The sequence below is a fragment of the Providencia sp. PROV048 genome (genome assembly GCF_033688165.1).
GTDB classification, from domain to species: domain Bacteria; phylum Pseudomonadota; class Gammaproteobacteria; order Enterobacterales; family Enterobacteriaceae; genus Providencia; species Providencia hangzhouensis.
Window position 1 is genome coordinate 591,722 of sequence record NZ_CP096360.1, and the last position, 17,017, is coordinate 608,738.

At 41.4% G+C, this 17,017-nt stretch carries 14 protein-coding genes; 10 read left to right on the top strand and 4 right to left on the bottom strand.

The window, feature by feature from the left end; genetic code table 11:
• The first annotated feature begins 21 nt into the window (after window positions 1-21).
• Entirely contained in the window at window positions 22-684 is a 663-nt protein-coding gene (locus tag M1F26_RS02490) for a hypothetical protein (RefSeq protein ID WP_140172643.1), read from the top strand.
• Here M1F26_RS02490 and M1F26_RS02495 read toward each other — a convergent pair.
• Entirely contained in the window at window positions 681-1,238 is a 558-nt protein-coding gene (locus tag M1F26_RS02495; protein ID WP_004260872.1) for a helix-turn-helix domain-containing protein, read from the bottom strand. The two genes, M1F26_RS02490 and M1F26_RS02495, sit on opposite strands and share 4 nt — an antisense overlap.
• Before the next feature lie 211 nt (window positions 1,239-1,449).
• Here M1F26_RS02495 and M1F26_RS02500 point away from each other — a divergent pair, with 211 nt between their 5' ends.
• Both M1F26_RS02500 and M1F26_RS02505 read left to right on the top strand, forming a co-directional pair.
• Window positions 1,450-2,202 (top strand): sulfite exporter TauE/SafE family protein, encoded by a 753-nt coding sequence (locus M1F26_RS02500; RefSeq protein WP_140172644.1) that lies wholly within the window; start codon window positions 1,450-1,452, stop codon window positions 2,200-2,202.
• A gap of 94 nt (window positions 2,203-2,296) precedes the next feature.
• Window positions 2,297-3,580, top strand: coding sequence for an MFS transporter (locus M1F26_RS02505; protein WP_140172661.1), 1,284 nt, complete (start codon window positions 2,297-2,299; stop codon window positions 3,578-3,580).
• A 46-nt stretch (window positions 3,581-3,626) separates the two neighbouring features.
• Here the strand turns inward: M1F26_RS02505 and M1F26_RS02510 are convergent, their stop codons facing one another.
• The gene (locus tag M1F26_RS02510; RefSeq protein ID WP_140172645.1) at window positions 3,627-5,315 is read right to left on the bottom strand and encodes a hypothetical protein; all 1,689 of its coding nucleotides are present in this window, start codon (window positions 5,313-5,315) and stop codon (window positions 3,627-3,629) included.
• A gap of 613 nt (window positions 5,316-5,928) precedes the next feature.
• Here M1F26_RS02510 and M1F26_RS02515 point away from each other — a divergent pair.
• The 3 genes from M1F26_RS02515 to M1F26_RS02525 all read left to right on the top strand — a co-directional run bounded on the left by M1F26_RS02515 (window position 5,929) and on the right by M1F26_RS02525 (window position 10,145).
• Window positions 5,929-7,275, top strand: a complete 1,347-nt coding sequence (locus M1F26_RS02515; RefSeq protein ID WP_004260863.1) for an NCS2 family permease — start codon at window positions 5,929-5,931, stop codon at window positions 7,273-7,275.
• 263 nt (window positions 7,276-7,538) lie between these two features.
• The gene (locus tag M1F26_RS02520) at window positions 7,539-9,188 is read left to right on the top strand and encodes a Na+/H+ antiporter (protein WP_004260862.1); all 1,650 of its coding nucleotides are present in this window, start codon (window positions 7,539-7,541) and stop codon (window positions 9,186-9,188) included.
• A 57-nt stretch (window positions 9,189-9,245) separates the two neighbouring features.
• Window positions 9,246-10,145, top strand: a complete 900-nt coding sequence (locus M1F26_RS02525; RefSeq protein ID WP_140172646.1) for a carboxylate/amino acid/amine transporter — start codon at window positions 9,246-9,248, stop codon at window positions 10,143-10,145.
• Here the strand turns inward: M1F26_RS02525 and metR are convergent.
• Window positions 10,030-10,986 (bottom strand): HTH-type transcriptional regulator MetR, encoded by a 957-nt coding sequence (gene metR / locus M1F26_RS02530; RefSeq protein WP_004260859.1) that lies wholly within the window; start codon window positions 10,984-10,986, stop codon window positions 10,030-10,032. The genes M1F26_RS02525 and metR overlap by 116 nt on opposite strands.
• Before the next feature lie 108 nt (window positions 10,987-11,094).
• On the opposite strand from metR, the gene metE reads away from it, so the two are divergent.
• Window positions 11,095-13,368, top strand: coding sequence for a 5-methyltetrahydropteroyltriglutamate--homocysteine S-methyltransferase (gene metE / locus M1F26_RS02535; RefSeq protein WP_140172647.1), 2,274 nt, complete (start codon window positions 11,095-11,097; stop codon window positions 13,366-13,368).
• A gap of 56 nt (window positions 13,369-13,424) precedes the next feature.
• Here metE and M1F26_RS02540 read toward each other — a convergent pair whose 3' ends face one another.
• Entirely contained in the window at window positions 13,425-13,814 is a 390-nt protein-coding gene (locus tag M1F26_RS02540; protein ID WP_140172648.1) for a YidB family protein, read from the bottom strand.
• Between the two features lie 382 nt (window positions 13,815-14,196).
• On the opposite strand from M1F26_RS02540, the gene ltnD reads away from it, so the two are divergent.
• From ltnD to M1F26_RS02555, 3 genes are read left to right on the top strand one after another with little or no spacing between them, the layout of a single operon-like run.
• Window positions 14,197-15,105 (top strand): L-threonate dehydrogenase, encoded by a 909-nt coding sequence (gene ltnD / locus M1F26_RS02545; RefSeq protein WP_004914916.1) that lies wholly within the window; start codon window positions 14,197-14,199, stop codon window positions 15,103-15,105.
• Complete coding sequence (gene otnK / locus M1F26_RS02550; protein ID WP_140172649.1) at window positions 15,102-16,379, top strand: 3-oxo-tetronate kinase; 1,278 nt, start codon at window positions 15,102-15,104, stop codon at window positions 16,377-16,379. Before ltnD ends, otnK begins: the two co-directional genes overlap by 4 nt.
• Complete coding sequence (locus tag M1F26_RS02555) at window positions 16,372-17,013, top strand: aldolase (RefSeq protein WP_110592465.1); 642 nt, start codon at window positions 16,372-16,374, stop codon at window positions 17,011-17,013. Before otnK ends, M1F26_RS02555 begins: the two co-directional genes overlap by 8 nt.
• The last annotated feature ends 4 nt before the right edge of the window (window positions 17,014-17,017 follow it).

Sequence of the window (17,017 nt, forward strand, 5' to 3'; positions counted from 1 at the left end):
ATAATAAACAGGTATAAAATTATGCAAAACAATATCTATTTGTCGGACACTTATCAGTATGAAATTAAAACCTCCATACTGGCACAAGGGCATGATGATGAGGGGCATTGGATAGCTTTAAAAGATAACATTTTTCACCCACAAGGCGGCGGACAACCCATGGATACAGCATGGGTGAATGATATGCCTGTTCGTATTAAGAAACAATCGGGTGGGCTAATTGTAGGATACATACCTGAAGGTGTTACTTTTAGCCAAGAAAATAATGTGGTTGCAAGGGTGGACAAAGAAAAACGTCAGCGCTACGCTGCTCTTCATACCGCCGGTCATTTGTTGAATTGGGAATTGCGTCGTTTTGGCTGGCTTGCACAAAAAGGCCATCATTTTCCTGATGAATCTCGAGTGGAATTTAGCATGATGGAAGGGGATGTTACTCCTTTTGATGAACTCGATAGCCAATATATTGAAGATATTGTTAACCAAAGCATTCGTAGTGGACGCTCCGTTGCAATAAAGCAAAAGGATGATTTACGGATCAGTTATATCGACCAAACTGAAGAAATGCCTTGTGGTGGAACACATGTTTCTTCGCTAGATAATATTCAGCATTTTTCAATTAAGTCGATGAAATTTAAAAAGGGGACACTGCGCATTAGTTATGATGCACAACATGCCGTAATTTAAACGCTATCACTAAGATGGGAGTAGGTCATAACAACAGTTGCTTGAAGTTCTCCTTCCATACAGAGATAACTATGTGGGAAATCACCACTGAAAGCATAAAAGTCCCCCGCCTCTAAGACGATATTTTGGTCGTTATGCAGTCGTAACATGAGGGATCCAGAATTCACCATAATGTGTTCATGGGTTCCACTCATATGGGCGGGGCTATTGATGATAGCGCCTCTCTTCATGGTTAATTGCCAAATTTCAGAGATATTTCCCATGCTAATGCGAAATTTAAACTGTTGTGAATACTCTTTTTCGCTGGGAGTAGCTTTGAGGAAATAGGGATAAGCCTCATGTTGCCGAGTAAACAGGTCGCTAAGTGGAAAGCGTAGGGCAATAGCAATCGACTCTAATGTATCAATACGTGGGTTTGAGTCACCGGACTCCAGCTTGGATAAAGCCGCTTTCGATATTCCTGATATACGCGATAGTTCGTTTAGCGAAAGGTCTCTTGCTTGCCTCAGTAAGCGAATTTTTTGCCCGATTTTTATATTAATTTTTTTATCCACAATGTGTCTTTACCTGAATTTTAATTTATTGTGCTAATTCTGTATTACTCAGAGAAGCAAATTATACACGCTTAATTGTATATTGTATTTAAAGCGGCTATTTTGTTTTTTGATATAGATTTGAAATTTAAAACCCTACAAAAATAAAACTATTTTCTGTATTTGAAAGAAACTATAGTGAGGATGTTAAAAAACGTCTGGAGTTTAGGTCATGCCGTTTGAATTATTATCACCAGAAATGGCGATTTGTTTCTCAACACTGCTTTTTGCTTATTTGGTTTTTGGCATGGCGGGCTTTGGTTCAGCCCTGATTGCAACACCAATATTAGCCATGTATTTGCCGTTAAACATGATTGTTCCAATTCTTGCGCTAATAGATCTAACCGCGGCAGTTTTAAATTTACTTAAAGATGGTAAAAATGCAGATTATCAGGAAATTAAATGGATAATTCCACTAATGATAGTGGGGAGTTTAGTGGGTGCTGCGATTTTATTAAAAACGCGTCCCGATATACTCGTATTATTACTTGGGTTATTTGTTGTTGGTTATGTATTACATGCTTTCTTTTCTAAAAAATCAAAATCACCTTTTTCAAAAGCGTTGGTTATCCCATTTAGTTTAGTGGGTGGTGTTTTTAGTGCTTTATTTGGTAGTGGTGGTTTTATCTATGCCATGTATTTATCTAGCCGAATTGAAGACAAACAACGTTTTCGTATCACTCAAATGACGTTAATTGGCTTTAGCACGCTGACTCGAGTAGTGATATTTTTAGTTATGGGTGTGTATCTCAACCTAGATATTTTATTGATTGCTTTAGCATTTTCCCCTGCCATGTTAATTGGTACATGGGCTGGTCGGCATATAACATTAAAAATTTCACGTGAAAGTTTTTTAAAAGTTATTAATGTCATAATTTTATTATCAGGTATTGTGCTGTTTTATCGATATTTTTTCGTTCTTTAAGTATTTAGAATATTAAAAATAGTTTTATAAAGATAAATAGCAGAATATATGAGTCGTGTTACAATCACCACGAACATTATTAGTTTTACTAGTAATGATGCGGTTTTTTATTTTTCATAATAATCTATTTTATGGAGTTAAAATCTGTTTTTTTGCTAAAAAGAAACGGGTTAATTTCAACATGAGCTCTGATAATCAGCGTTTACAAAATTTTCGTCGTTCCCCATCTTTTGCTATTTTTACCATCACCATGAGTATTGCTGTCATTGGTATCGTTATTGGGCTAAGTATTCCAATGGTGGCTCTTAGACTAAATAATTATGGTTTCAATGAGTTGTATATAGGCATTATTTCGGCGGCTCCTGCATTAGGTATGTTTTTAATTGCCCCTGTAGTTCAACGTATTGTGCGTTGGTCAGGTAAGCGAAAGGCAATGCTATTGGCAACCCTCGTTTCTGCCATTAGCTTATTGCCATTATTGAGCACGTTACCACTTTGGCTGTTATTTCCATTACGGTTAGTTACGGGGCTAGCGAGTGGCGTGATGATTTGTTTGGGAGAAACGTGGATTAATGAATTATCCCCTGAAAATAAACGGGGTCGGATTTTAGCAATCTATACCACTGTCTTCACAGTAAGTCAGCTACTTGGGCCTTCATTCATTGCTTATTATGGTGTGGAAGATAAATCGCCTTTATTGATTTGTACGTTGATCCATTTAATCTCTGTAGTGCTATTTATTTTAATGGATCAAAAAGTCGGAGACCGTTTAGCTGAAAATGCCGCGAAATCTAATTTTTCAATTATTCAATTTGTAAAAATTGCACCGGGTATTTGTGGTGGAATTTTATTTTTTGCTTTTTTTGACGGAACTATTTTATCGATGTTCCCAATTTATGGTATGGGAATGGGGCATACAGAGGCGGTTGCTGCATTAATGATTAGCGCCATCCTTGCTGGCGATGCCATTATGCAGTTACCTTTTGGTTGGCTTGCCGACCATATGAATAGAGAAAAACTGTACCGAATTTGCGGCATTATCACACTCGCAGCTAGCTTATTATTACCCTTCCTTATTACTCAACCTTATCTAATTTGGGTGCTGCTATTTATCTTAGGGGCGACGGCAGGGGCAATTTATACGATTGCTTTGGTACAAATCGGCCAATATTTCAAAGGGAATGAATTGATCATCGCTAATGCAGCGGCGGCCATGCTATGGGGAATTGGTAATTTATCAGGACCATTACTGGCGGGAGTGGCGACTTCAATCTCACCAGTGGGCTTACCGGTGCTATTGGTTCTATCTGTGGCAGTATTTTTATGGTTCACACGAGAAAAATATAGCGCTCAAATGGTTGAACAAGTCAGCCCATAAAGCGCATTTGTGGTGCTCTACTTAAGTTAGCGAGCACCATAAATACTTACTCAATAACTTTATACACAACAAGGTTTTCTCGGAATTCATCTGGCCGATGATTGTGCCAGAATAATTCCATGCCTTGCGGTGCAGGTTGGATTGTTTTCGAGAGTACAATTAACCAGCGGCATTGTTCAGGTTTTTCAAAGCGGTCTTGGCGTTGGTGTAATACGCGAGTGTAATAGTAGAGCATCGGTGCTTCAGACTCGCCAATATTATCAGAAGCCATACAATCGTTTTTTGTAAACTGGCCTGCTAAATGCTGGTTTAAATCGACAAAAACTCCTTCGAAACCTTTTGCGTAGTCTATCCACCCCAAAAATAAGGTTAAAATTATCCCCCAAACGGCACATAGGCCTAATAACCAATTTTTCATCATGTGAAAGGCCGGTGAAATAAAGTTTGGAATAATTTTATTGCGTAAAAACCACACTAATGTAATCAACAGACCACTGATAAATGCAATGGAAGAAAAGGGCATTTGGTAGCTCATGGGAAGCCAGCGGCTAAATGGCGCTAGCCATTCTTGTTGATGACCAGCCAAGGTGATGAAATAGCAGAGCCATAAAAACAGAATGAGTACAGACCATAAAACAGCCGCAAAGCGAGCGATACCATTAAGAATTTTTTCAGGGAAACTAAGTAGTGTTTGGGTTCCTAAAATGGCCATGGGTGCAATAAAAGGCAGTAAATATAGCGCGCGACCAGAAGCTGATATCTGTAGGAAAACAACGCCTAATAAAGGAAATAGTGCTAACAGAAATTCGTTTGAATTAAATAAACGCTTAATTGGGTGCCTTAGAAAATAAGCGACAGCTAGTAAACCGGAAGGAAAGGCAAATAAGGAAACCGCTGCAGGGATCCGCGTTAGGTTAGCTTTTGCGCCTAATTTCTCAACAGAAAAACCAAAGAAACGGCCGATATTGTTTTCCCAAAACCACACGAGAAATAAATCAGGATGCTGAAGATACAGTTGGATAGGCCAAGGTAAAATGGCGATAAGCGCGATTAACCCCGCCGTTAAACTGTATAGCCAAAACCGCTTAGTTCGGCATTGAGTAAGAAAAATGGGAGATAAAAATAGACAAATCCAGAGAACGCCAGGAATGAAAACGCCTTTTGACAACATGGTGACGATGGTTCCAATAGACAACCAAAGTGTAGACATGTGCATTTTTTGTTGTTGTATCAGCCCCAATAACCCATACAAGCCAATAGTTGTTCCTGCCATTAGTGCAACGTCGGTAAACATATCATGGCTATGCCTGATAATACCGGGAGCACAGGCATACAGTGCAAAAGCGACCCAAATCCGAGTATCAGTGAAGTCTGTGGCTTGGAAAAAGCGACGCGCCAAAAGGATAAAAAATGAAAAATTGATAACCGAAAAAATTAAGCTTGCACTACGGGCTGCATCATAAAGTGGCATAAAGCTTGAAAATAAATGAGAGGAAATCGCAGCAACCCAATAATAAAGCGGGGGTTTTTCCATAAATGGTTCACCCGCATTTGTGGGAACTAACCATTTACCAGTTTCATACATAGTTTGAATAATACCAAAACTATAATTTTCATCTTGCTTCCAAGGGCTATGACTATATATTCCCGGTAATAAATACAGAGCAAGAAAACTAATGAAAAGTAGTAAAATACTCCGCTGTAATATGATTAATGGTGCATTCTTATTTGACATTTTAATACGTTTTATGTGTTTTTTACTTGATTAAATTGAAACTATAACTGCGATTGATAATAATTGAGTTTATATACTTAAATATATATTTACTCAGCGAATGATGTTTTTTTTAATGAAAAACAATAAGAAATGGATTTTTAGCCACATTTTTAACAGACGCATATTACCACCAGTAAATAAGTTTTTAGCTATTGGTTTTGTAAGCAAATATTCTTGGATTGTATCAAAGAAATAACCTTCCTCTTTAAACAGACATTATATGAAAGGTATTTAGCTATTTTTACGTAAAATAAATGTAACTAAAAAGAATCATTATTTGAAAATAATGTTCATTGCTTAAAAGCCTGTATATTTGGGAGTAAAAAAGAACAAACGGGTAAGAAACGCTAAAAATGCTTGATCATTCCCCCTGTTTAGAATGATAATTGCTCCCCTCACGATACGTTTTATTCTATTTTAAAAACCAAACGATTGCGCAACTGTTTTTATTGGGATTTTTTCTCAGCCAGTTTGTTTTTTCTTAAAAACGTAATCGTTTACGTCAACGTATAAATTAGTCGTTAGCAGTATTTGAAAGTCGTCGTTTTCCATTAAACAGCAGAGGTATACCATGTCAGGCCAACAGGCTTCATCCAGTTGCAAATTGGATTCATTTTTCAAGATAACAGCGCGCGGCTCTTCAGTTCGCCGTGAAATCATTGCAGGATTAACCACATTCTTAGCGATGGTTTATTCTGTCATCGTTGTACCTGGCATGTTAGGGCAAGCAGGGTTCCCTCCAACTGCGGTCTTTATTGCAACCTGCTTAGTGGCTGGTTTTGGTTCTTTATTGATGGGGTTATGGGCCAATCTACCAATGGCGATTGGCTGTGCTATTTCACTGACTGCATTTACCGCATTTAGTTTGGTATTAGGGCAGCAAATTAGTATTCCTGTGGCATTAGGTGCCGTATTTTTAATGGGGTGTTTGTTCACCATCATTTCTGTTACAGGTATTCGTAGTTGGATATTACGCAATATGCCAATGGGTATTGCACATGGTACAGGTATTGGTATCGGTTTATTTTTACTGTTAATCGCTGCTAATGGAGTGGGTTTAGTGATCAAAAACCCAAATGCAGGCCTGCCTGTTGCTCTTGGTGAATTTACGTCTTTCCCTGTTTTGATGTCACTCATTGGTTTAGCGGTTATTTTTGGTTTAGAAAAACGTCGTGTTCCGGGTGGTGTACTCCTCGTTATTATTGCAATTTCAATTATTGGTTTAATTTTTGATCCCGCAGTGAAATATCAAGGTTTCTTCAAGTTGCCTTCATTGGGGGATGACGGGCTTTCATTGGTTTTCAATATGGATATCATGGGCGCATTACAGCCAATGGTATTGCCAAGCTTACTTGCATTAGTCATGACGGCGGTTTTTGATGCGACAGGCACTATTCGTGCGGTGGCGGGACAAGCCAATTTATTGGATAAAGACGGCCAAATTATTGATGGTGGTAAAGCGTTAACCGCAGACTCCGTGAGCAGTATCTTTGCGGGTGCGATTGGTGCATCTCCTGCGGCGGTATATATTGAATCTGCAGCAGGTACCGCCGCTGGTGGTCGCACAGGTTTAACCGCCGTGGTTGTCGGCGTACTGTTCTTACTTATTCTCTTTTTATCGCCGCTATCTTATTTGGTGCCTGCCTATGCAACAGCTCCAGCATTGATGTATGTTGGGCTTTTAATGTTAAGTAATGTCTCTAAGCTTGATTTCGATGATTTTGTGGATTCAATGTCTGGCTTATTGTGTGCCGTATTCATTGTTCTGACTTGTAATATCGTCACGGGGATCATGTTAGGCTTTGCTGCTTTGGTTATCGGCCGCATTTGCGCAGGCGAATGGCGCAAATTGAATATTGGTACTGTGATTATTGCTGTACTTTTAGTGGTATTTTACGCTTCAGGTCTGGCAATCTAAAGTGGATTATTTCAAAAAGGTGGCTGGTGTTGCCACCTTTTTAACTTATTGTATTAATTAATCGTAAAGTCTCAATTTTTTCCCCGAAAATGGATGGCTAGGGATAAAATAGAGAGAAGGCGGTTAATCGAGTGGATGTGCATGATTTCCACTGGTTACTGGCTTAGTCTTAATTATCATGGTCTGGACGGTGCTATCTCTTACTATGCGGCGGCAGGCAAAATTTTAGGTTCTAGTCGCTAGGTTAATTCAGTAAGGGCAACATGGAAATTTTCTTTACTATTCTTATTTTGATTTTAGCTGTCTCTGTTTCAGGGGTAGCCGCTAAAATTCTTCCTATTCGTATTCCTCTTCCTCTCATTCAAATTGCTATCGGTGCGCTGTTGGCTTGGCCTCAATTCGGCCTACATGTCACCTTTGACCCAGAACTTTTTATGGTTCTGTTAATTCCACCTTTGTTGTTTGTTGATGGGTGGAAAACGCCAACACGCGAATTCTTTCAAAATGGTCGAGAAATTTTTATTTTAGTGTTGGTTCTCGTGCTGGTTACAGTGATTGGGATTGGTTATTTAATTTACTGGTTGATGCCAGGTATTCCATTGATTGCTGCGTTTGCTCTAGCGGCTGTGCTATCTCCAACTGATGCCGTTGCGTTATCTTCAATTGTTGGAAAAGGGCGTATCCCTAAACGGATGATGAGTGTGCTAGAAGGGGAGGCATTGATGAATGATGCCTCTGGTCTGGTTGCATTAAAATTTGCGGTAGCAATTGCCATGGGAACCATGGTGTTTAGTGCTTCTGGCGTTACCATTGAATTTTTCAAAGTTGCGGTTGGCGGGCTACTCGCAGGTATTATCGTGACTTGGCTGTACAGCAAATCGTTACGTTTAATGAGCCGTTGGAGTGGTGATGACCCAGCAACCCAAATTGTATTTATGCTATTGCTGCCATTTGCATCATACATGATTGCGGAACATATTGGGTTTTCAGGTATTTTAGCCGCCGTTGCGGCGGGTATGACCATCACAAAATCGGGGGTTATCCGTAACGCTCCATTAGCGATGAGGCTACGTGCTGATAGCGTTTGGTCGATGCTTGAATTTGTCTTTAACGGGTTGGTTTTCATCATGTTAGGGCTTCAATTGCCCGGTATCTGGGAAACGTCTGTTATCCAAGCAGATCTCGACCCAAGCGTAGAAACGTGGATGCTATTTGCCGCGGTGGCAATTATCTATTTTGCTTTACTGTTATTGCGTTTTTGTTGGCTATGGCTGATGAAAAGGTTTAGCCGTTTATTCTTAAAGAAAAGACCACTGCAATTTGCGAACTATACCGTACGTGAGCTTTGGCTAGCCTCTTTTGCAGGGGTACGCGGGGCGATTACCTTAGCGGGTGTGCTCTCTATTCCGTTATTTTTAACGGATGGCTCGCCATTCCCTGCTCGTTACCAGCTCGTGTTTATTGCCGCGGGAGTTATCTTATTTTCCATTTTTGCAGGTGTGGTCGCTTTACCGCTTCTGCTGCGTAATTTTAAAGTGGGAGATAAAGAAGCGGATGCCAATGAAATTCGCATGGCAAAAGCCGCGATGGCGGAAGTGGCGATTGTCAGTTTAAATAAAATGCAGGAACGTTTATCTGCTGACGTTGATGAAAAACTCGATTCAGAAGATATCAGTGAAGTCGCTTCCCGCGTGACGGGTTATTTAAGGCGACGTACCGCAGGACAAGATGAAATTGACCATAATTTGCTGGTTGAAGACCTTGAACGGCGTTTCCGTTTAACGGCATTACGCGCAGAACGTGGTGAGCTTTATCACTTGCGCGCAACCAAGAAAATCAGTAATGAAACGCTACAAACGTTACTGGTTGACTTGGATTTATTAGAAGCCGTCTTGATCGAAAAAGAGCATTAAAACCAAAAAGCGAGTATTCTAGCCAACATTCTTAAGTTTGGGGCGAAATACAGCATTATGTGGTTACTTGTTATCACGACGCTGCTTTGGGCAGCGTCGTTTAGTCTTATCGGCGAATACCTTGCGGGTCAAGTAGATAGTTGGTTTTCAGTGTTAGTGCGGGTTGCACTGGCTTCGCTGGTTTTTTTACCTTTCCTACGTTGGCGCCAATTTAGCGCTAAAGTGATTGCGCTCTATATGCTAGTGGGCGCTTGCCAACTAGGTATCATGTACCTGTTTGTCTTCCATGCTTATCAATACCTTACTGTTGCTGAATTTTTGCTTTTTACGGTATTAACGCCGCTATATGTCACGTTAATTTATGACTTATTAGAACGGCAAAAGCTGCGTAAAGGCTATTTGTTTAGCTCACTATTAGCGGTCATCGGTGCTGCAATTATTCGTTATGACCACTTGAGTGAATCTTTTTGGTTAGGTTTACTTTTTGTGCAGTTAGCAAATATCTTTTTTGCGATTGGGCAGGTGGGGTATAAACGTCTGATGGAGGTGCATCCGATCCCTCAACATCAGGCTTTCTCATGGTTTTACCTTGGTGCAACGCTAATTGCATTACTTGGATGGCTGCTATTTGGTAATAAATCGATGATGCCGACAACGACTCTCCAGTGGGGCGTCTTACTGTGGTTGGGTATTGCAGCTTCAGGCATTGGCTACTTTATGTGGAACTATGGCGCAACCAAAGTGGATGCCGGAACCCTTGCTATTATGAATAACATGATGGTTCCAGCGGGGTTATTAGTGAATTTTGCTATCTGGCAACAACATCCGGATTGGCTGAGTTTTACCATAGGATCGAGCCTGATAGTTGCTTCTCTTTGGGTGCATAAGCGTTGGATCCTTTCGCGGCCTTCACATAAGACAAATTCTCCACGGCGTGGTCCGTCGTCGTCTCAGTAAACGCTTCAATAGCTGGCTGGCGCTGTTCTCCTTCACGGCAAGCTGCATACAGCCGGCTCCATAAACCGCTACCCAAGGTTTTGGTTTTTACTAGCCCTTGTTTTTCAAATGAATCAACCGCCCAGTGAGGTAGTGCGGCAATGCCCATTTTGGCTGCAACCATTTGGATTAAAATTAATGTGTTATCGACATTTTTCACATTAGGAGACACGCCCGCAGGTTGCAGAAAATGGCGCCAAACATCGAAGCGATCCCGTTGTACAGGGTAGATAAGCAGTGTTTCATCTGCCAAATCATGGGGCTCAATATGCGGCCTTTTGGCTAACGGGTGGTCATTCGCTACAATCAATTTCACTTCATAATCAAACATTGGCGTATAGTGGATGCCTTGATCTGGCAAAATGTCAGAGGTCATCACAATATCCAATTCCCTTGACAGTAATTCAGGTTGAGGGTCGAACGTCACCCCTGACTTAAAATCTACGCTGACTTGTGGCCAAGTTTGTCTGAATTGTTGTAATGCAGGGGTTAACCACTGAATGCAGCTATGGCATTCAATCGCGATGCGTAATGCACAAACCCCAGGCTCATTACATACTCGAATAGCATCTTTCACCAATGGCAGAACCTGTTGCGCCAATTGTAATAAGACTTCCCCTTGTGGCGTAAAGCGCAATGGCTGGCTTTTACGAACAAATAACCGGAAACCTAGCCGATGCTCTAAATCACTAAACTGATGTGATAAAGCAGATTGTGTCTGGTGCAAGTGAGTTGCTGTTGCCGCTAATGAACCGTATTGGCTGAGCGCTTGCAATGTTTTTAAATGTTTTAGTTCGATCATGAGAAACCTTCACGGTGACAATGAAAAATTTGCGCTTGTGCTTTATACAGTACCTGTTGATTATGGATGTGTAAACATCTAGACGGCTAAATATTTTAAGGGGTCAATATGTCTGTTATAAATCATACACTTGGTTTTCCACGTGTCGGTCTAAAAAGAGAGCTAAAACGTGCACAAGAAGATTATTGGGCAGGCAAGATTGACCAAGCCGCTCTATTAGAAACTGGTTATCAACTACGTGCACGTCATTGGCAGCAACAAAAAGAGGCGGGTGTTGAGTTATTACCCGTTGGTGATTTCGCTTGGTATGACCAAGTGCTGACAACCAGTTTGTTATTAGGCAATGTGCCGCTACGCCATCAAAATGAAGATGGTTCGATTGATTTAGATACCTTATTTCGTGTAGCCCGCGGTCGCGCACCAACGGGCAAACCCGCTCCAGCAGGTGAGATGACGAAGTGGTTCAATACTAACTACCACTATATCGTGCCTGAATTTCAAAAAGGGCAACAATTTTCTCTGTCTTGGACACAACTGTTTGACGAAGTCGATGAGGCATTAGTATTAGGCCATAATGTGAAACCGGTTATCATTGGCCCTATAACCTACCTTTGGTTAGGTAAAGTGAAAGGGGAACCATTTGACCGCTTATCATTATTGAATGAATTATTACCTGTTTATCAGGAGATCTTGTCGCGCTTAGCAGAAAAAGGTCTTGAGTGGGTGCAAATTGATGAGCCTGCATTAGTGTTAGATTTACCAGAACAATGGCAGCAAGCTTATCAGCAGGCTTACCAAGCGCTATCAGGCCAAATAAAAATACTGCTAACCACCTATTTCGATGGTATTAGTCACCATGTAGACTTGATTAAGCAACTCCCTGTGCAAGGTCTACATGTTGATGTGGTTGCAGGTGCTGATAATATTGAAAAACTACATCAAATACTGCCAGCAGACTGGGTATTATCACTAGGAATTATTAATGGTCGTAACGTATGGAAGGCTGACTTAGGGGAAAAATTCTTACAGGTGAAGCCGCTCTTAGGTCAGCGTGATATATGGGTAGGAACGTCATGTTCATTACTGCACAGCCCAATTGACTTAAATGATGAGACGCGTTTAGATGCCGAAGTAAAAAGCTGGTTTGCTTTCGCTATCCAAAAATGCGAAGAACTTGCTCTGTTAACAAAAGCGTTAAATCAGCCAACAGACAGCCATATTGCTGAATTAGATACATACAGCGCACCTATTCGAGCGCGTAGAACATCAGCTCGTGTGAATAATGCATCAGTGGCTCAGCGTTTGGCGGCAATCAGCGAAGGGGATACAGAACGTTATAGCCCCTATCCACAGCGAGCAGCGCGCCAACGTCAACGCTTTAACTTACCATTATGGCCAACAACCACGATTGGCTCATTTCCTCAAACAAGTGAAATCAGAACATTACGTTTAGACTTCAAAAAAGGGAATGTGGATAAAACCTACTATCGCACCAATATTAGTGAACATATTAAGCAAGCCATTAAAGAACAAGAAATTTTAGATATCGATGTCCTTGTGCATGGTGAAGCTGAACGTAATGACATGGTGGAATACTTTGGTGAGCACTTTGATGGCTATGTATTTACCCAAAATGGTTGGGTTCAAAGCTATGGTTCACGTTGCGTTAAACCGCCAGTGATTATTGGTGATATTAGTCGCCCAGAAGCCATTACGGTGGAGTGGGCAAAATATGCTCAATCTTTAACGGAGAAACCTGTCAAAGGGATGTTAACTGGCCCTGTCACTATTCTATGTTGGTCATTCCCACGTGAAGATGTTAGCCGTGAAACGATAGCGAAACAAATTGCGCTAGCGTTACGTGATGAAGTGGACGACTTACAAAAAGCGGGTATCGGTATTATTCAAATCGATGAGCCTGCACTGCGTGAAGGGTTACCATTGCGTCGAGACGAGTGGGCAGCTTACCTCAAATGGGCGGTTGATGCTTTCAAGCTCAGTGCTGCGATTGCGGATGACGACACGCAAATTCACACCCATATGTGCTATTGCGAATTCAATGACATCATGGATTCCATTGCGGCATTGGATGCCGACGTGATTACGATTGAAACATCACGTTCAGATATGGATTTGTTAGATGCATTCGAAGATTTTGATTATCCAAATGAAATTGGACCCGGTGTTTATGATATTCACTCACCAAATGTACCGAATGTGGAATGGATTGTTGCGCTATTAAGAAAGGCGGCGAAGCGTGTTCCGGTTGAGCGCTTATGGGTTAACCCAGATTGCGGCTTGAAAACTCGCGGCTGGCCAGAAACTCGCCAAGCATTAGCTAACATGGTTGAAGCTGCGAAACAGCTCAGAAATGAGCAGTAAAATGGCGATTAGTTAGTGTGTTAAAAAGGCAGGTTTCCCTGCCTTTTTAGAAAGTATTAACCAAATAATTTAGATTTTAGTAAGTTCATACCGATAGAAGCCAAATCGAGGTTTTCTGGGACTTCGCCATTTGGTGTGGCGCTATCAACCAACTGAGGAAGATATTTAGCAATCATTTCTGAGGTTGCTTGAGGCTCTAAGCCAACCTGTTGAGCTAATTCTTGGATATTTGCATTTCCAAAAACTTGCATTAATTGGCTGGCATCGATAGGTAAATTATTTCCTTCACTGATCCACGATGCAATAACACCGCCTAAGTCTTGCTCGTTAAATTTTTCGATAACACCTTGAAGGCCACCTTGCTCCTCAACCCAGTTTATTACTGATTGAAATTGTTGCATTTTATCGCCTGCAACCATACCCATCATTTGCTCAAATAACCCCATGTTATCTCCTAGGCAATCCGCCAATTTATGCTCTCATCCATAGTATGGAGCATTATTCAAAAAATTGTAGTCGGCTATTTTCAGCAATTTGAGTTTTAGGTCAATAGAAATGATGCATTGAATATAGCCCAGTAAAAAAAACACGGTTTGGCATTTGTGAATTAAACGTGAATAAACATAATGTGCATCACATTTTTTATCACATTATCCTGTGAAAGTGTGTTTGAGGTGCGGTGTTTTTTATTTTGTTTTAATTCAACTAATTATGCTTTATTTGTTGGTTTTTTATATTATCTCAAATGTGATATTAGTCATGTGTTTGTGAATTTTATTGTGTGAAAATTCACAACAGTCACGAAGATTAACAACATCAGGGGTCATTATGGGAAATTTCGTTAATAAAATTGGCGTGATTGGCCTAGGTTCTATGGGGATGGGGATCGCACAATCTCTTATAAAAAATAACATTCCCACCTATGGATTTGATTTAAACCAAGATGCATGCAAAAGCCTATTTAATGCAGGAGCAATTGCAGTGGGGCAAAATGCAGCGGAATTTGCCCATGAAATTGATGCTTTGTTGCTGGTAGTGGTTAATGGTCGTCAAGTTGAAGCCATTTTGTTTTCGGGTGAACAGCCTTTAGTTGAACAATTACGCCCCGGCACAGTTATTGTGCTGCACAGTACCTTGGCTGCGGAACAAACTAAAAATATCGCTCAGCGACTTGCTGTATATCAATTACCCCTTGTAGATGCGCCTATTTCAGGTGGCTCAATTAAAGCCGCTGAAGGGAAGTTGACCATCATGGCTTCAGGTGAACCAGCTCTATTTGAGCAGCTTTCACCCGTATTTAACGCTATTTCTGAGCGCTTGTATCGAGTAGGGAATGAAGTTGGCTTAGGTTCAACCGTCAAAACGATTCACCAGTTATTAGCTGGGGTACACATTGCTGTTGCGGCAGAAAGTATGGCTTTAGCCGCCAAAGCGGGTATTGAGCTTGACGTGATGTACGACATTGTCACTCATGCAGCTGGAAATTCATGGATGTTTGAAAACCGTATGCAACATGTCTTAGACGGTGATTATACGCCAAAATCCTCAGTAGATATTTTTGTCAAAGATTTAGGGCTAGTGATGGAAACAGGGAAAGCATTAAATTTCCCGCTGCCACTTGCTTCAACAGCCCATCAAATGTTTATTTCAGCGAGCAATGAAGGCTTTGGTCAGCAGGATGACAGCGCGGTGATCAAAACATTTAAAGGTATTACTTTACCGGAGAAAAAAGCATGACAGTGAAGTTAGGGGTAATAGCGGATGATTTTACCGGTGCGACAGATATTGCAGGCTTTATGGTGCAAAACGGTTGGAAGGTTGTTCAGTTATTGAATGAACCGGATGAGAGCACACCAGTACCACAAGATGTTGATGCGATAGTGATCAGTTTGAAAAGCCGTTCTTGTCCTGTCGATGAAGCTGTTAGTGCATCGACCAATGCGTGCAAGTGGCTGAAGCAGAAAGCAAATTGCCAGCAAATTTTCTTTAAATATTGCTCAACGTTTGATTCAACCGAAAAAGGCAATATTGGCCCCGTTACGGATGCATTAATGGCGCAACTGGGTACAAACTTAGCATTAGTTTGCCCCGCGCTACCCGTTAACGGTAGAACGGTGATTCATGGACATTTATTTGTGAATGGCCAGCTACTTAATGAAAGTGGCATGCAGCACCATCCTGTAACGCCAATGACCGACGCAAATTTATTGCGTGTGATGGAAAAACAATCAAAAGGTCAAGCCGGTCTAATCAAACTTGAAGATATTCAAAAAGGCAGTGAGGTTGTTAGCCAAAAACTGACCGAGTTAGCCCAACAAGGTGTGAGTTACGCGGTTGTTGATAGCTTAACAATGGATGATTTGCTCCCTATCGCACAAGCGGTTAAAGCGATGCCATTGTTGACAGGGGGTTCCGGTCTCGGTGCTGCACTGGCCAATGTGGATAGCCAATGTCCATGGGGCGGTACAACGCAACGAGGTGAAAAGCCAACAGGGAAAAACAGGAAAACAGTTGTTTTATCGGGAAGTTGCTCGGTAATGACTAACAAACAAGTTCAGGCTTATCAGCAAGTTGCTCCTGCAAAAATGTTGGATGTGGGTGAGTGTTTAAATAACCCTGAGTATGCCAAAACATTGGCAGATTGGGTGCAAGCACAGCAACTAACGGGTTTGGCGCCAATGCTTTATGCCACTCAATCACCTGAATTACTGAAAAAAACACAAGAGAAATACGGTGCTGCGGAGTCGAGTTTCGCGGTCGAGAAGGTATTTGGTGAGGTCGTCGCGCTGTTGCAAGCGAAAGGGTATGACACCTTTATTATTGCGGGTGGTGAAACCTCCGGAAAAGTGGTTCAAAGCCTTGGGACAGAACAATTAAGTATTGGCTCACCAATCGCCCCAGGTGTGCCATGGGTACAGGACTTAGCAAGCGGTAACTGGTTGGCGCTGAAATCAGGTAATTTCGGCCAAGAAAATTTCTTCCAGTTTGCACAGGAGATGTTTAATGAGTGATGAAAAGGCGCTGCGCCAAGAGTTAGTCGATTGGGCTAAATCAATGTTTAACCGCGGATACAGTAGCGGTGGTGCAGGAAATATTAGTGCTCGGTTACCTGATGGTTCGATTATTGTGACACCGACAAACTCCAGTTTTGGTGATTTAGACCCTAACAAACTGAGTAAACTCGATGCACAAGGCAATTGGATTGGGGGAGATAAACCGACAAAAGAAGTTTCTATGCATATGGCGATGTATTTGCAACGCCCTGATTGCCAAGCAGTTGTTCACCTTCACTCACCTTGGTTAACGGCGTTGTCTTGCTTACCGGGGTTAGATACAACAAATTGTTTACCTCCCATCACACCTTATTATGTGATGCGAGTGGGGAAATTACCATTGATTGAATACTTGCCACCGGGGGATGACCGAATTGGTGAGGAAATTGCAAAATTAGCACCGACACATAATGCGGTATTGCTATCAAATCATGGTCCGGTCGTGGGTGGCAAAACGTTAAGACAAGCTTTCTTCAATGCAGAAGAGTTAGAAGATACAGCTCGCTTATATATCACATTACGCCCACATGGCTTTACAACATTAACGCAAGAGCAAGTTGAACAGCTCGAAAGTCGTTATCCACAAAAGTAGCGAG

What these genes read in the sequence shown, in the direction of transcription:
- M1F26_RS02490 (WP_140172643.1), top strand. Translation starts at nt 22, where the DNA reads ATGCAAAACAATATCTATTTGTCGGACACTTATCAGTATGAAATTAAA.
- M1F26_RS02500 (WP_140172644.1), top strand. Translation starts at nt 1,450, where the DNA reads ATGCCGTTTGAATTATTATCACCAGAAATGGCGATTTGTTTCTCAACA.
- M1F26_RS02505 (WP_140172661.1), top strand. Translation starts at nt 2,297, where the DNA reads ATGATGCGGTTTTTTATTTTTCATAATAATCTATTTTATGGAGTTAAA.
- M1F26_RS02510 (WP_140172645.1), bottom strand. Translation starts at nt 5,315, where the DNA reads ATGTCAAATAAGAATGCACCATTAATCATATTACAGCGGAGTATTTTA.
- M1F26_RS02515 (WP_004260863.1), top strand. Translation starts at nt 5,929, where the DNA reads ATGTCAGGCCAACAGGCTTCATCCAGTTGCAAATTGGATTCATTTTTC.
- M1F26_RS02520 (WP_004260862.1), top strand. Translation starts at nt 7,539, where the DNA reads ATGGAAATTTTCTTTACTATTCTTATTTTGATTTTAGCTGTCTCTGTT.
- M1F26_RS02525 (WP_140172646.1), top strand. Translation starts at nt 9,246, where the DNA reads ATGTGGTTACTTGTTATCACGACGCTGCTTTGGGCAGCGTCGTTTAGT.
- metR (WP_004260859.1), bottom strand. Translation starts at nt 10,986, where the DNA reads ATGATCGAACTAAAACATTTAAAAACATTGCAAGCGCTCAGCCAATAC.
- metE (WP_140172647.1), top strand. Translation starts at nt 11,095, where the DNA reads ATGTCTGTTATAAATCATACACTTGGTTTTCCACGTGTCGGTCTAAAA.
- M1F26_RS02540 (WP_140172648.1), bottom strand. Translation starts at nt 13,814, where the DNA reads ATGGGGTTATTTGAGCAAATGATGGGTATGGTTGCAGGCGATAAAATG.
- ltnD (WP_004914916.1), top strand. Translation starts at nt 14,197, where the DNA reads ATGGGAAATTTCGTTAATAAAATTGGCGTGATTGGCCTAGGTTCTATG.
- otnK (WP_140172649.1), top strand. Translation starts at nt 15,102, where the DNA reads ATGACAGTGAAGTTAGGGGTAATAGCGGATGATTTTACCGGTGCGACA.
- M1F26_RS02555 (WP_110592465.1), top strand. Translation starts at nt 16,372, where the DNA reads ATGAGTGATGAAAAGGCGCTGCGCCAAGAGTTAGTCGATTGGGCTAAA.